Annotated in this window: 9 protein-coding genes; 3 read left to right on the top strand and 6 right to left on the bottom strand. The window is 73.5% G+C overall.

What is annotated here, in order from left to right; all coding sequences use genetic code 11:
- Positions 1 to 80 precede the first annotated feature (80 nt).
- Entirely contained in the window at positions 81 to 776 is a 696-nt protein-coding gene (locus P3T27_RS37825; RefSeq protein ID WP_280685867.1) for an alpha/beta hydrolase, read from the top strand.
- Here P3T27_RS37825 and P3T27_RS37820 read toward each other — a convergent pair.
- Positions 716 to 1,807, bottom strand: coding sequence for a chitinase C-terminal domain-containing protein (locus P3T27_RS37820; protein WP_280685866.1), 1,092 nt, complete (start codon positions 1,805 to 1,807; stop codon positions 716 to 718). The two genes, P3T27_RS37825 and P3T27_RS37820, sit on opposite strands and share 61 nt — an antisense overlap.
- Positions 1,808 to 2,072: 265 nt before the next feature.
- Between P3T27_RS37820 and P3T27_RS37815 the strand changes: the two genes are divergently transcribed.
- Positions 2,073 to 2,288, top strand: a complete 216-nt coding sequence (locus P3T27_RS37815; RefSeq protein ID WP_280685865.1) for a hypothetical protein — start codon at positions 2,073 to 2,075, stop codon at positions 2,286 to 2,288.
- A gap of 5 nt (positions 2,289 to 2,293) precedes the next feature.
- On the opposite strand, the gene P3T27_RS37810 is transcribed toward P3T27_RS37815, so the two are convergent.
- From P3T27_RS37810 to P3T27_RS37795, 4 genes are all read right to left on the bottom strand, one after another.
- Positions 2,294 to 5,443, bottom strand: a complete 3,150-nt coding sequence (locus P3T27_RS37810; protein WP_280685864.1) for an AfsR/SARP family transcriptional regulator — start codon at positions 5,441 to 5,443, stop codon at positions 2,294 to 2,296.
- A 92-nt stretch (positions 5,444 to 5,535) separates the two neighbouring features.
- Positions 5,536 to 6,405, bottom strand: a complete 870-nt coding sequence (locus tag P3T27_RS37805; protein ID WP_280685863.1) for a DUF4184 family protein — start codon at positions 6,403 to 6,405, stop codon at positions 5,536 to 5,538.
- Between the two features lie 136 nt (positions 6,406 to 6,541).
- Positions 6,542 to 7,444 (bottom strand): hypothetical protein, encoded by a 903-nt coding sequence (locus P3T27_RS37800; RefSeq protein WP_280685862.1) that lies wholly within the window; start codon positions 7,442 to 7,444, stop codon positions 6,542 to 6,544.
- Complete coding sequence (locus P3T27_RS37795) at positions 7,441 to 7,764, bottom strand: PadR family transcriptional regulator (protein WP_280685895.1); 324 nt, start codon at positions 7,762 to 7,764, stop codon at positions 7,441 to 7,443. The genes P3T27_RS37800 and P3T27_RS37795 overlap by 4 nt, the downstream gene beginning before the upstream one ends.
- A 278-nt stretch (positions 7,765 to 8,042) precedes the next feature.
- Between P3T27_RS37795 and P3T27_RS37790 the strand changes: the two genes are divergently transcribed.
- Positions 8,043 to 11,012 (top strand): AfsR/SARP family transcriptional regulator, encoded by a 2,970-nt coding sequence (locus P3T27_RS37790; RefSeq protein ID WP_280685861.1) that lies wholly within the window; start codon positions 8,043 to 8,045, stop codon positions 11,010 to 11,012.
- Positions 11,013 to 11,091: 79 nt separating this feature from the next.
- Here the strand turns inward: P3T27_RS37790 and P3T27_RS37785 are convergent, their stop codons facing one another.
- Positions 11,092 to 12,939, bottom strand: coding sequence for a serine/threonine-protein kinase (locus P3T27_RS37785; RefSeq protein WP_280685860.1), 1,848 nt, complete (start codon positions 12,937 to 12,939; stop codon positions 11,092 to 11,094).
- Positions 12,940 to 13,328 lie beyond the last annotated feature (389 nt).

The following is a 13,328-nucleotide window of genomic DNA, read 5'->3' as shown; positions in this document are numbered from 1 at the left end:
TCGACCGCCCCGCCCTCACTCCTACCGTTCTCCACGTGACCTCGTCCGTCCGATGCGTACAGATCAGTACAGGAGAAGTGATGAGCGAGAACGCACGACCCACGAACGTCGTCCTGGTCCACGGGGGCTTCGTCGACGGCTCCGGGTGGCAGGGGGTGTACGAGCAGCTGACCGGGGAGGGCTACCGCGTCAGCATCGTGCAGAACCCGACGCTGTCGCTGGAGGGCGACGTCGCCGCCACCCACCAGGTCCTCGACGCCCTCGACGGACCGGCCGTCCTGGTCGGCCACTCCTACGGCGGCGTCGTGATCACCGAGGCCGGCAACCACGAGAAGGTGGCCGCACTCGTCTACATCGCCGCGTTCGCCCCCGACAAGGGCGAGTCGGTGGGCAGCCTCATCGCCGACCCGCCGCCCGGCGCCCCGGTGCCGCCGATCCTGCCGCCCCGGGACGGCTTCCTGTTCCTGGACCGGAGCCGGTTCGCCGCCTCCTTCGCCGCGGACGTCCCCGCGGACCTGGCCGCGTTCATGGCCGACTCCCAGGTCCCCTGGGGCGTCGAGGCCCTCAACGGGGCCGCGTTCCAGCCCGCTTGGCGCATGAAGCCCGCCTGGTACCTGGTCGCGACCGACGACCGCATGATCCCGCCGCCGGCCCAGCGCGCCATGGCCGAGCGGGCCGGTGCCACAACGGTCGAGGTCCCCGGCAGCCACGCCGTCTACGTCTCCCAGCCCGCCGCGGTGGCCGACCTCATCCGGCAGGCCGCCGCCGGCCGCTGACCGGCCGGCCCCGCAGCACCCTTGTCGTACATCCGCCACAGCCGTCCGCCGTCGGGCCGGTAGACCTGGCCCTGGCGCCAGTCCGGGGCCTGGCAGGAGCTGCCCGTGGCGGGGGCCGGCGGCGTCACCGTCCGGACGTCGCGACGCTGGTCCCCGGTCGAGCCGTACTCCCGTCCGCCGATCCTGAACGTCACGTTGGACGGCCCGGTGATCGGGAGGTAGTACTTCAGGTCGATGTCCCGGGAGGCGCCCGGCGCCAGGTCCTCGCAGTAGCCGAGGGTGAGGGTGAGCCGGTGGAAGTCCCCTTTCAGGCCGCCCGTGTTGGGGCCGGTGTGGCCGGGTGCGAGGCCCTTCATCTCCTTGTAGTCGTTGTCCTTGACGATCGGCGGCATCGAGGTGGGCAGGTCGAGGGCGATCTCGGTGCCCTGGGCCAGCGTGACGCCGGAGTTGTTGGTGATCCGCAGCTTCGGCTGGACCGGGTAGAAGTCGTTCTCCCCGGTGGGGAATTCCACCAGTTCGGCCTTCACGTCGATCACCTCGGCCGGCTGCGGCCGGCCGCCGGCCTTCGTGCTGCCGGCGGCTCCGGCACCCTTGAAGGCGTTGTCCAGACGGGTGGTCAGGTCGTAGCCCATGCCCCATTCCCCGCCCGGCCGTTGGGCGTAGTCACCGGCGAGCTCCCAGATCATCGCGCCGCCGATGCCCTTGTCGACGATGTAGCGGGCCTTGGCGTCGATCGACTTCTCGTTCTCGGTGGACAGGAACACCTTCTTGGTGTCGTTCCACAGCCAGGGCGCCTGGAGCGCGTCCGAGCACTTCGGCGCGTAGCTCCCGGTCAGCTGCCCGCTCGGCAGGCCGGTGTCGACGCCGTAGGACCTCAGGTAGCCGGGAGTGCGGCCGTCCTGGAGGTTCTTGGTGTGCCACAGCGGGTTCGACCCGGCGCCGACCGGCCGGCCGGTGCCGTGGAACCCCGCTCGGGGGGTGGTTGAAGCGTGGTGACGTGTGGTGCATTTCTTTCCCGCCGTTGACGACATGAAGCGGGCGCGACTTTACGAAGCGCGGATGGACATTTGATCAACACTTGGCGTCGATGACCGGCGCACGCCGTCGAAGCACCGGTCCCGCCCTCCGCGAGGTACGCCTGCCCGGCACCCCTGACGACCGTCGATGCCCGTGTCCGGGCCGGGTCGTCCCGTCGCGTCCCGCCCCGCGCCGGGGTCAAAGGCACGTTGATGCGCTGTCTACCGGCTCCTGCGAACGTTCGGACGCCTTGTTACAGATGAGTAGGGAGTGTCTTCCGTGTTTCGAACGATCCTCGTCCGCACGGCTGTTGCCGGTGCGGCGGTTCTGGTGTCGGCCCTGGGTGCCATGGCCGTGAACGCGGGAGATCCCGTGCGGCAGAGCTCGCCGACCGCGCCGTCGGCGCAGGTCTGCGGCGGGTCTGCCAACGTGCACTGCCTGTCGGGGCACATCGTGTGGAACGGGACCGGCCTCGTCCTTCCTCCGGGGGTGTGAGGGGTTCAGTCGGCGGTGGCCAGGGCGGTCAGCATCGACGTCGTGCCGGCGGTCTCCGGAGTGCTCGGCCGACCGAGCAGTAGGCGCGCCTTCGTCTCCTGATCCTGCGCGGCGCGGTGGTCGCTGCGGGCGGTCATCGCGTGGGCCAGCACCAGGTGGGCGAGGGCGCGTTCGCGCTGTCGCCCACCTTTCTCCGCGAGCTCCACTGCCCGCTCCGCCTGGTGCACGGCCTCGTCGAGCCGTCCGAGCAGGCGCAGGACATCGGCCAGACGGCTTCGGGCGGCCGACTCGCGGTCGTGATCGCCGATGGCGCTCGCGCAGCCGATGCAGGACCGCAGCTGCGCCGCGGCGTCGTCGAGTCGGCCCAGCTCCTGGTAGGCGAGGCCGAGGACGTAGTGCACGTATGCGGTCATCGCGGCGTCGACGGCTCCCCCAGGTCCGACGGCTTCCCCGGATCCGGCGCCTTCCCCGGGTCCGGTGAGCATCCGCCGACAGGTCTGCACCGCCCTGGCCGCGTGACCGGTGCGGATGCGGGACAGGGCCGCGTTCGCGGCGCTCGCCACCTCACCGGAACGGTGGCCGAGTCGCCGGGCGAGGGCCACCGCCTCGTCGAAGGCGGTGATCGCTTCCTCGTGCCGGCCCTCGGCCTGGGCGATGAGGCCGAGGTCGTTGAGGGCTTGCCTGAGAACGGCCGGATCGGCCGCCTCCCGGCAGGCCTGCGCGGCCTGCCGGGCTTGCGCTTCGGCCTCGCCGAGCCGGGCCCGGGCCAGCAGGACCGTGCCGAGCAGGAACCGCGATCGGCCCTCCGCAAAACGGTCGCCGCCCTCGACCGCGGCGGCCATCAGCATGCGGGTCGCGTCCTCCGCCCGGCCGCCGACGCCGCCGAGGCCGAGCGGGCTGAGGGCGATCAGCAGGTCGACGGCCGACCGTAGTTCTGGCGTCGCCGCCGACTTGTCGTCGGCGACGCCGTGCAGGGTGTCCGTCGCGATGGCGGCCGCGAGCGCCACGGCGCCGGGTGTCTCGGTCCGCGCCCACCGCCGGGCCTCCGCCAGATCCGCGAAGACCGCGAAGACCGTGGAATCCGCGAAGACCGTGGAATCCGGGGAGCCCGTGGCATCCGCGGAGACCGAGAAGCCCGGACGGCCGTCCTGCTGCTGAAGCGGCTCGCCGAAGACGTCGGCGAGCGGATCGCCGGGCACGGCGAGTGCGAAGGCCGCGCGGGCGCACGTGAGCAGCTGGGCCAGCAGCCGCTGCCGGGCGGTGGCCCGTTCGTGTTCGTCGGTCCGCAGCGACGTCCGGCGGGCGAAGGCGCGCACCAGGTCGTGGTAGCGGTAGCGCCCGGCGCCCGTCGACTCCAGCAGCGCCTGGTCCACCAGCGACTCCGCGAGCCGCTCCGTCTCGTCCTCCGCCAGGCCCAGGACTGCGGCCGCCTGCGCCAGACCGACGTCGGGTTCCGCCCAGGAGAGCATCCTGAATGCGGTGGCCGGTGACGCCGGGAGCAGCCGGTAGCTGAGCTCGAAGACCTGCTCGATCGCCAGGTCGCTGGTGCGGAGCGCGGCGATGCCCTCGCGGTCGTCGGCCAGGCACCGTACGAGATCGGCGATCGGCTGGTCCGGGGCGGCGGCGAGCCGGGCCCCGGCGATCCGTACGGCCAGGGGGAGTCGGCCGCAGGCGTCGACCAGCATCCTGGCCTGGGGGGTCTGTTCGGCCCGGCGTGCCGCGCCGATGACGGAGTCGAGCAGGCTGATCGCCTCGTGCTCGCTGAACACCTCCAACGCGACGTGCAGGACCGACGGCACACCGGTGAGCGCCGTGCGGCGAGTGACGATCACCGCGCAGTCGGACGAGCCGGGCAGCAATGGCTGGATCTGGGCGTCGTCGCCGGCGTTGTCCAGGAGGATGAGCAGCCGTCGTCCCGCGCAGACCGTCCGGAACAGCGCGGACCTGCCGTCGAGGTCCTTGGGCACGACGTCCGCCCGGATGCCGAGCGCCGTCAGGAAGTCCGCCAGGATGTCGGACGCGTTCGCGGGCACCAGGTCGGCGCCGCGCAGATCCGCGTACAGCCGGCCGTCCGGGAAGTCCGGGCGCAGGGTGTGGGCGGCTCGCACCGCGAGGGTCGTCTTCCCCACCCCGGCCATCCCGGTCACGGTCACCAGCCGCAGTCCGGAGCCGGTCCGCCCGGTCGGCGCCGGTCCGGTCAGCGCTTGTCCGATCCGGTCGACGTGCTCCTGCCGTCCGGTGAACTGCGGCAGGTCCGGCGGGAGTTGGTCCGGGACGTCGCACCCGTCGCCGCGGTCGGCCGGCGCGGGCGATGCCGGTGCGCCTGGTCGTGCGCTTGGCCGTGCGTCCGGCCGTAAGTCCGGGCCGGGCAGAGCGGCCCTCGATCGCTCGGTGGTTTCCACGTCGAGATCGTGACACAACTCCGTGAGCACAGGCCCCGGTTCGATCCCCAGCTGCTCCACCAGCCGCGATCGAAGCGCGTCGTGGACCGCACGCGCCTCGGGCGTACGGCCCTGCCGGTGCAGCGCACGGATGAGCAGTTCCTGCAGACGCTCGTTGAACGGGTGGTCACCGGCCAGCTCCTCCAGTTCCGGCAGGTAGTCGGCGGGGGCGCCGAGTGCCACGTCGAGGGCGAGGCGCTCCTCCAGGAGCGTGCGGCGCAGCTGCGACAACCGTTCCCGCTCGCGGCGCATGAGCGGCCCCGGCAGGCCGACGAGCGGCTCCCCGCGCCACTGGGCGAGGGCTTCCCCCAGCGCGTACCGGGCGGCCTCCGGCCGCTCGGCGGCGTGCTGTCCGGCCAGCTCCTGCAGGTGCTTGACCCGCCACAGGTCCACGCAGTCCGGTGCGATCGCCAGCCGGTAGCCGCCCGCCTGGGAGATCAGCACCGTGGGCTTCGCGCGCACGGGCTCCAGCAGGTTCCGCAGCCGCCACATGTAGGTGCGCAAGGTGGTGTCGGGCGCACCGGGCGGCTCGTCTCCCCACAGGTCGTCGATCAGCTCGTCGCCCGTCACGACCGCGTTCGGGCGCAGCAGCAGGGCGACCAGCACCGACCGCTGCTGCGGGCTGCCGAGGTCTACGTCCGTGTCGGCGCGCCGCACACGCGGTTCGCCGAGCAACGCGAAACTCAGCGGGTCCTGATCACGACTCGTCCGCACGTGTTCCCCTTCTCCGGCCAGGCTCCGAACTCTCCGTCCAACGCTACGAGTTGTTCCGGATTCCGGCGCCACCTCGGCGCCGCCGTCCGGCCTCAGGCGGCGCTGTTCGCCCGCGGGGCATCCTCGTACCCGGAGCCGACTCCGCTCCTGCGGGGGCGGGTTGCCGTGACGGCGCGCCGGATCCACCACACGACGACGTACAGGGTCAGGCCGCCGATCAGACCGGCGCCCGCGCCTTTCGCGGCGTCGGACAGCACCCCTTCGATCACGATGCCCAGCGGCAGCCCGGTGGCCACCGCCTCCGGGCCGGCCAGCCACCACCAGGCGTGGGCGACGGCTCCGACGACCGCGACCAGGGCCATGGCGAGGAGGACAGGGCGCCGTGTTGCGCTGTCGGGCCTCGCGCGACCTTGACCCTCACGGCGGGCCCGCCTGCGCCACGCGTACACCGCGATGGCGGCCAGGCCGCCGATCGTGCTCGCGTGCTGCAGCGCCCGCGCCCAGGTGAGGCCACCCACCAGCGTGGAGTTGAGCCAGGGCGCCCGGGTGACCACGAAGCCGTCGTGGTGGGTGAAGGCATCCCAGACCAGGTGCGTGGCGATGCCGATCAGGGCGGACAGCACGATCCACCCGGCCCGCCGTACCAGCGTGCCGGCGGTCCGGGGCCGCGACGGGGCGACGGGCACCGGCAGCAGGGACGCCAGCGGGCGACGGCCGGCCCGGACCAGTCCGCACAGGCTGAGGGCGTACGGCAGGGTGACGGTGACGGCCCCCGACGCGCCGTGCGTGGTCGTGGCGTTGACGAAGGGTTCGTACCAGGACTGCGCACTGACGGGCAGGCCCGTGGCGACGACGACGTAGGGCAGGTCCGGTGCGACGGCTCCGGCCACCAGTGCGGTCCGGCTGAAGGGCGGCCGCAGCAACGGCAGTACGGCCGCGGGGTGGGACAGGGTGAACGGCATGAGTCTCCTCTCGCACAGGACCCAATAGTCCGTCGAGCGGAATGCTACGTCAAACGGACTAATGGGCCGGCGATGGACGCCACTCGTCGCACCCGTGTGGATGCTCGACCTCGACAGGCCGGTCAGAGGTCAGAGGTCAGAGGAGGGGGCGTCCGGCCCGCTTCAGGCGGCCGGCAAGACGGGCGATCGCCGCAGTGACCGGCCATGCGGCCACCACACCCGCGACAACAGCCGCCTCGCCCCACGCCACGGTGTACGCGTGGGCGAGCAGGGGCGGGGACGACAGGGCCATGGCCGCCAGCTCGCGACCGCCTCGTGATCCGCTGAGCCAGGTCAGCGCGACGCCGGTCGCGGCGAGGACGAGCAGCGGCCAGCACCCGTAGTCGGTACTGACCCACGGCACGCCGTGCGCGTCGACGGCCGCCCGTGGCACGACCACGAGCGCGATCACGGCACCGGCCAGGCCCGCCCGCCCCGCCGCGACGCTCTCCACCCGCCGGTCCGGCGGGCAGGCGAGCACCACGGCCGCCGCCAGGACCATCGCGGCCGGAGTGACGACCGGGTCACCGAACGCCGGCCCGCTGACCACCACGGCCACCGCGAAGGAGAGCAGCCCGGCCACCGTGCAGGGCACCCCCACCCGCCAGCGGCCGGCCAACGCCGCCGCCGCTCCCGCGAACACGACCAGCGACGAGACGAGCAGCGCACCCCACGCCCCCTCCAGATCGACCCCGAGCTGCGTCCTCCACGGGGTGGGCGAGGAGACGAAGGCGGCGTACCAGCGCAGCAGGTGCAGGCCGCAGGCGGCGGCCGAGGCGGCCAGGGCGAAGGGGTACGCCAGACCGAGAACCTTCGCGACGGAAGCCGCCGACCCCAGCCCCATCCGCATCCTCACCGCGTGCGCCGCCAGACCGGCACCCTCCCGCAGCCGCGAACCCAGCGGCTCGCCCGCGGTCATCTCGCGAAAGGTCGCGACGATCTCCCCACCATGGGCCCGTCGGTAGGCAGCGGGATAGAGCCGCAGCACGTGCTCGATCATGTGGCCGCCGGCGGCTGCGCGACGGACAGGCGGCGAGTGGCCTCCTTCGCCGCCGCCGCCAGCCGCTCGGCCTCCACCGCCAGCCGCTCCCGCCCCGACGAGGACAGGGTGAAGATCCGCCGGGCCCGGCCGTCGACGATCTCCTCGCGCTCGATGTCGATCAGGCCGTCGGCCAGCAGGCGGTCCAGGGCCCCGTACAGGGCGCCCGTACGCAACGAGACACGGCCGCCCGTCATCGCTTTGACCTCCTGCGCAATGGCGTACCCATGCCGGGGTGCATCCGCGAGGGCGGTCAACACCATCAAGGTGGGCTCTTGCATCACACGCTCACTCACCCCACGACGATAGTCACCCCGCCGGACCGTCTCAACGCGACCGGCCCCACCACGAACGCCCGCACCTGCGCCCGCGCCGCCCGACGCCCATGCCCGCGCCCGCGCCCGCCGCCAGGAGCCCTTCCACGCCGTCCGGCTCCCCGGCATCAGCCCGCCGACCTGCGTCAACGGCATCCAGGTGCCGAGGGCAACCCCCTGACCAGGGGTGATGCGGTCGGTATCATTCGCCGGGGGGTTCGTTTGCGGGTGGATGGGGACAGCTGGTGGGTGAGTTGCGGTTCGCGGTGCTGGGACCGGTGCGGGGGTGGCGGGACGGCGGCGAGCTCGCGCTCGGGTCACCGCAACAGCGGAGCCTGCTCCTCTCGCTGCTGCTGAGGGCCAACCACACCGTGTCGCTCGGTCAACTCGTCGACGACCTGTGGGGCGAGGATCCGCCCGCCAAGCCCACGGCCGTGATCCGGACGTACGTCCACCGCCTGCGCCGCATCCTCGGGCCCACCGCGCTGACCTCGCTCGGCGGGGGCTACCTGCTCACCGTGGACCCCGGGGGACTGGACATCGACCGCTGCGAGGAGCTCGTCGGCGAGGCGAAGGAACTCCGCGGCGCCGGGGAGCACGCCCACGCCGCCGCCACGCTCCGCTCGGTGCTGGCCCTCTGGCAGGGCGAGCCGATGTCCGGGCTCCCCGGCCCCTATGCCGAGCGGCAGCGCGGCGAGTGGGCCGAACGCCGGGTGACCGTCCTGGAGTCGTGCCTGGAGGCCGAGGTCGAGGCCGGACCGTCCGGCGAGGCCGTCGCCGAACTGACCGCGGTCGCGGCCGAACACCCGCTCAGGGAACGGTTCTCCGAGCTGCTGATGCTCGCCCTCTACCGGGCCGGCCGGCAGGCCGAGGCGCTGAGTGTGTACCGCACTACGGACCGGCGGCTGCAGGCACAGCTCGGCGTCGCCGCCGGGCCCGGTCTGCGCGAGTTGCAGCGCCGGATCCTGGTGGCCGACGCCACTCTCGTGACGCCCGCTCTCCTGGCCCCCTCAGCACCCCGTACCGGCACCGCCGCGGCCCGCCCGCCGTACCAGCCGCCGGCACCGCCGACCCAGGTCCCGGCCGACCTCGCCGACTTCACCGGCCGCGAGGCGCAGACCGAGGCGCTGCGGACCGTCCTGCTCGCCCCCCGCACCGTGCCCGTGGCGACCGTGTCGGGCTTGGGCGGCGTGGGCAAGACGGCCCTGGCCGTCCATGTCGCGCACGGGCTGGCCGCCGACTTCCCCGACGGCCAGCTCTACGTCGACCTGCACGGGGCCGACGGCCACCCGACCCCGCCCGAGGAGGTGTTGGGCGCCTTCCTCCGCGCCCTCGGCGTGCCGGCGGACACGCTGCCCGTCGGGCCGGCCGAACGATCCGCCCAGTTCCGCTCACTACTCTCCGGCCGACGTGTGCTGGTGGTTCTCGACAACGCCCGGGACGCCGAACAGATCAGGCCGCTGCTGCCCGGCCGGCCCGGCTGCGCTGTGCTCGTCACCAGCCGGGCCAGGCTCGGTTCACTTCCCAACGCGCACGTCGTCGAGCTGCCGGCCTTCGCCCCGGAGGAGGCCCTCGGCCTGCTCGGCCAGGTGGTCGGCGAGCAGAGGCTGCGGGCCGAGCCGGACACGGCCGGGGAACTCGTCCGGCTCTGCGGCCATCTCCCGTTGGCCGTGCGCATCCTCGCCGCCCGCCTCGCCTGCCGGCCGGACTGGAGCATGGCCCGGCTGCTCGACAAGCTGTCCGAGAATCGTCTCCGACTGGATGTGCTGCGCACCGGGGACCTCGCCGTCGAGTCGGCGTTCCGCTTCGGCTACGACCAGCTGACATCCGATCAGGCTCGCGCCTTCCGGCTGTTGGCGGTGCCGGACGTGCCCGATCTGTCGCCGGGCGCGGTGGCGGCGGTGCTCGGCCTGCCCGAGCACGCGGCCGAGGAGCTGGCCGAGTCACTGGTCGACTGCTCGATGCTGGAGACCGCGCCACCGGACCGTTACCGGTTCCACGACCTGCTGCGCGCCTTCGCCCAGCGGCTCACCCCGGATACGACGGCGAGCTCGGACGCGCAGGCGGAGGCGGACCGCCCGGCCGCCGTCCTCACCCGCCTGGCGATCCGCCACCACGCCGAGACCATCGCGGCCCTCGGCCCGTCCGCCACCCGCGCGGCCCTGCCCGGCGCCGGTGCGCTGCACGCTCCCGACTCCCGTGCGGTGGCCCGCGGTCGCGGCGAGTACCACGGCATCGGCGCCCTGGTCGGCCAGTACGCCGGGCTCCACGAGCCGACCCGGCTCGATCTGGTGGCCGAACTGCTGCTCGGGTGCAGCCTGTTGTGCGAGACCGGCCAGGCCACCCGGCCGCTGGGACACGCGGCCAAGGTCCTGCTTCAGGCCGCCGTCCGGCAGGGCGACCGAACGGCCGAGGTCAGGGCCCGGCTGGTGCTCGGACGGCTGCTGACCGAGGTCGGCTCCGAACCCGCGGCCCTCGGCGAGTTGCTCAGGTCCCGCGACCTGTGCACCGCCCACGACCTGCCGGGTCCGCTGCTCGCCCTGGCCCACGCCTCGCTGGCCGCCCTGTTCGTCCAGGCCGGTCGGCCGGGCGACGCGGTCGACGGCTTCACGGCGGCGATCTCGGTCTGGGAGCGGCTCGGCGACCGGCGCTCGGTGGCGGGCGAACTGCTCAACCTGGCCGGCGCGTTCACCGAACTCGGCCGGTTCGAGGCGGCGGTCCGCGTCGTCGACCAGTCCCTGCTGATCTGCCACCACCTCGCCGACCACGAGCTCCAGGCGCTCGCCCTCGACTCGTTGGGGACGATCGCCCACGACCGCGGCGAGTTCGAGCAGGCCCTGCGCCACCACCGCGGCGCCCTCGCCCTGCTGCGGCCGGACGACCGGCGCCGGACGGGCCGTACGCTCCTGCGGCTCACCGAGTCGCTGCGCGCCGTCGGCCGCAGCGACGAGGCGGTGGAGGCGGCCGACCGGGCGGTCGAGGTGCTGACGCTCGACGGCGACCGCCGGGGGCGGGGGCTGGCCCTGGCGGCGCTCGGTGACGCGCTCGCCGACCGCGATGCCACCGAGGACGCGGCCCGGGCGTGCCGGTCGGAGGCCTACGACATCCTGGCCGCCATCGGCTCCCCCGAAGCCGACCGGCTGCACGCCCTGATCGGCCTCGGCCGGCCCGCCGACCGGCCCCGCCGGCAGTGGCCGTCCTGGCTGCCGGCGTGACCCCCGGTCCGGAGGTTGCGTTCGGCTCCCGGTGTGCTCCCCCGGAGGGCGCGCTTCGTCCAGTTGCCGGTCCGTCGGCTCAGGAGAGCGTCCACACCTGGTTCGCCGCGTTCGAGCAGGCCGCCACTCTGGCCATGTGGGCGATCCCGTCGGACGTCAGACAGCCCTTGTTCCAGAAGTTGACGATCTGGTAGCCGCCCTGAACCGGCACGAAGGACCAGGCCTGGTTGTCGGCGCCCGGCGGATTCGTCCAGATCTGCACCCGCCCGGTCTTCCAGTCCAGATCCAGCACCTTGGCGAAGTTGCTGGAGCCGTTGCGCAGGAGGTACGTCCCCTCGGCCACCTTCTCCAGCCGCCACGTCTGCGCCAGCGTGCCGTTGACGACGTAGGTGTCGACCTCGTTGCCGTCCTGGTCCCTGGATTGGGAATTGTCCAGCGCGCCGTCGGTGCCGCTGATCTGCACCATGGTGGGCAGCTGCGGCTTCGGCTGCTGGGTGGGCTGCGCCGCCGTCGCCGACGCCGTGGGCGTGGCCGGTTCGCGGGAGGCGGGCTGGGACGGGACGGCGGAGGTCGGCGCGGACGTGGCGGGGTTCTGGCCGCCGGCGGGCGCAGTGGAGGCGGAGTCGGGCGCACCGGGCCGGACGGGCGGCGCGGCGGAGGTCGGCGCGGGTGCGGTGGGGTTCTGGCCGCCGGCGGGCGCAGTGGAGGCGGAGTCGGGCGCACCGGGCCGGACGGGCGGCGCGGCGGGGGTCCGCCCGGCGACCGGTTCGGGCTCGGCGCCGGGCGTGGGACTTTCACCCGCTCCCGGTCCGGCCGACGGCACCGGAACCGCCGTCTGGGCGGGCTGCTGTTCGGCGAGCGGGCGGGCGACCTCCACCGGCGAGGGATCGCCCGACCCCGCGAGGCCGGCCTTCGGCCCGGCGACGACGGTGCTGTCCGGCGCGCCGTCCTGGTCGGGCGGGATCACCGTCGCTCCGGCGGCCCCGGCCATGCAGAGCAGCGACAGCGCCGTCACCCCGATCAGCCTGCGCAGGCGGAGCCCGACCCGCGGTGCGCGTCCGGCGACCTGCCGGGGCCGGTCCGGGGTCGGCGGCGCCTTCTCCCCGACCGGTGTAAGGGCGTCCCGTACCGCTGCGGCCATCGTCGCCGCGTCGGGCCAACGCTCGCCGGGTTCCTTGGCCATCGCCCGCTCGACCAGCGACCGAACCGGCGCGGGCACGTCCTCGGGAAGCGGCGGCGGAGGCTCCGTCAGGTGCTTGAGGATCACCTCAAGGGCGGTCTCCCCGTCGAAGGGCAGCCTCCCGGCGAGGCATTCGTAAAGGACGACGCCGAGTGCGTAGAGGTCCGCCGAGGCGGTGACCGTCCCGATGGAGGCCTGTTCCGGCGCCTGGTAGGCGGCGGTGCCGAGCACCACCCCCGGTACGGTCAGCCGGGCGTCGCAGCCGGGCCGGGCGATGCCGAAGTCCGCGATCACCGTCCGGTCGGCACGGACCATCAGGTTGGCCGGCTTGATGTCCCGGTGGACCACTCCCGACTCGTGCGCGGCCTCCAACGCCTCCAGGACCTGGAGCGCCGTCCGGAGGGTCTCCGCCACCGGCAGGGCGCCGCGGCGCTCCAGCACGGCGCTGAGCGGCTCCCCCTCGATCAGTTCCATGACCAGGTAGCCGACCGAGCGCTGCCCGTCCGCGACGCTGTGCCCGTAGTCGTACACGCCGACGATGCCCGGGTGCCGCAGCTGCGCCATGACGCGGGCCTCGTCGTGGAAGCGCTCGGCGAAGCCGGACTCGTCCAGCAGGGCCGGCTTCACCACCTTGACCGCCACCCGGCGGCCCAGGACCTCGTCCTCGGCCAGCCACACGTCGCCCATCGACCCACCGCCCAGCCAGTCCACCAGCCGGTAGCGGTCGGCGAGCACGGTGCCATGCATGGTTCCCCCTGAATCAAGCCCGAGGACCGGAGTGAATCCAGGGACCGGCCCGGATCCACGGGCGCGCCCTGGTCCTGGGCGCCCTCCGCAGATCATGACACCGGCAAATAACTACTGACTTGCCATCTTATGAATCACGCTCGACTCAAGCCATTCCCACCCCACGACCCCCACGCGTCGACGAGCCGTCAACACCCTGTGCACGCCCGCGCGGTGCGATCTCCCCGGACCGGCTCCGCTCCAGCCGCGCCTGGACCAGCCTCTCCCCCGGAGTCATCGCCGCACCCCGGCTCCGATTCCGGCCCGGAAATGCAGAGAACCCCCATCCGGTTTCCCGGATGGGGGTTCTCTGTGAATGATTGTTCGGCGGCGTCCTACTCTCCCACAGG

This window comes from Kitasatospora sp. MAA19 (assembly GCF_029894125.1).
Lineage (GTDB): Bacteria > Actinomycetota > Actinomycetes > Streptomycetales > Streptomycetaceae > Kitasatospora.
Note: the sequence above shows the minus strand (reverse complement) of the source record. Positions and strands in the feature narration are given on the sequence as shown.

Bases quoted from the DNA above. Each gene is read 5' to 3' on its own strand.
- P3T27_RS37820 (WP_280685866.1), bottom strand. From the start codon at position 1,807: ATGTCGTCAACGGCGGGAAAGAAATGCACCACACGTCACCACGCTTCA.
- P3T27_RS37795 (WP_280685895.1), bottom strand. From the start codon at position 7,764: ATGCAAGAGCCCACCTTGATGGTGTTGACCGCCCTCGCGGATGCACCC.
- P3T27_RS37800 (WP_280685862.1), bottom strand. From the start codon at position 7,444: ATGATCGAGCACGTGCTGCGGCTCTATCCCGCTGCCTACCGACGGGCC.
- P3T27_RS37805 (WP_280685863.1), bottom strand. From the start codon at position 6,405: ATGCCGTTCACCCTGTCCCACCCCGCGGCCGTACTGCCGTTGCTGCGG.
- P3T27_RS37825 (WP_280685867.1), top strand. From the start codon at position 81: ATGAGCGAGAACGCACGACCCACGAACGTCGTCCTGGTCCACGGGGGC.
- P3T27_RS37785 (WP_280685860.1), bottom strand. From the start codon at position 12,939: ATGCATGGCACCGTGCTCGCCGACCGCTACCGGCTGGTGGACTGGCTG.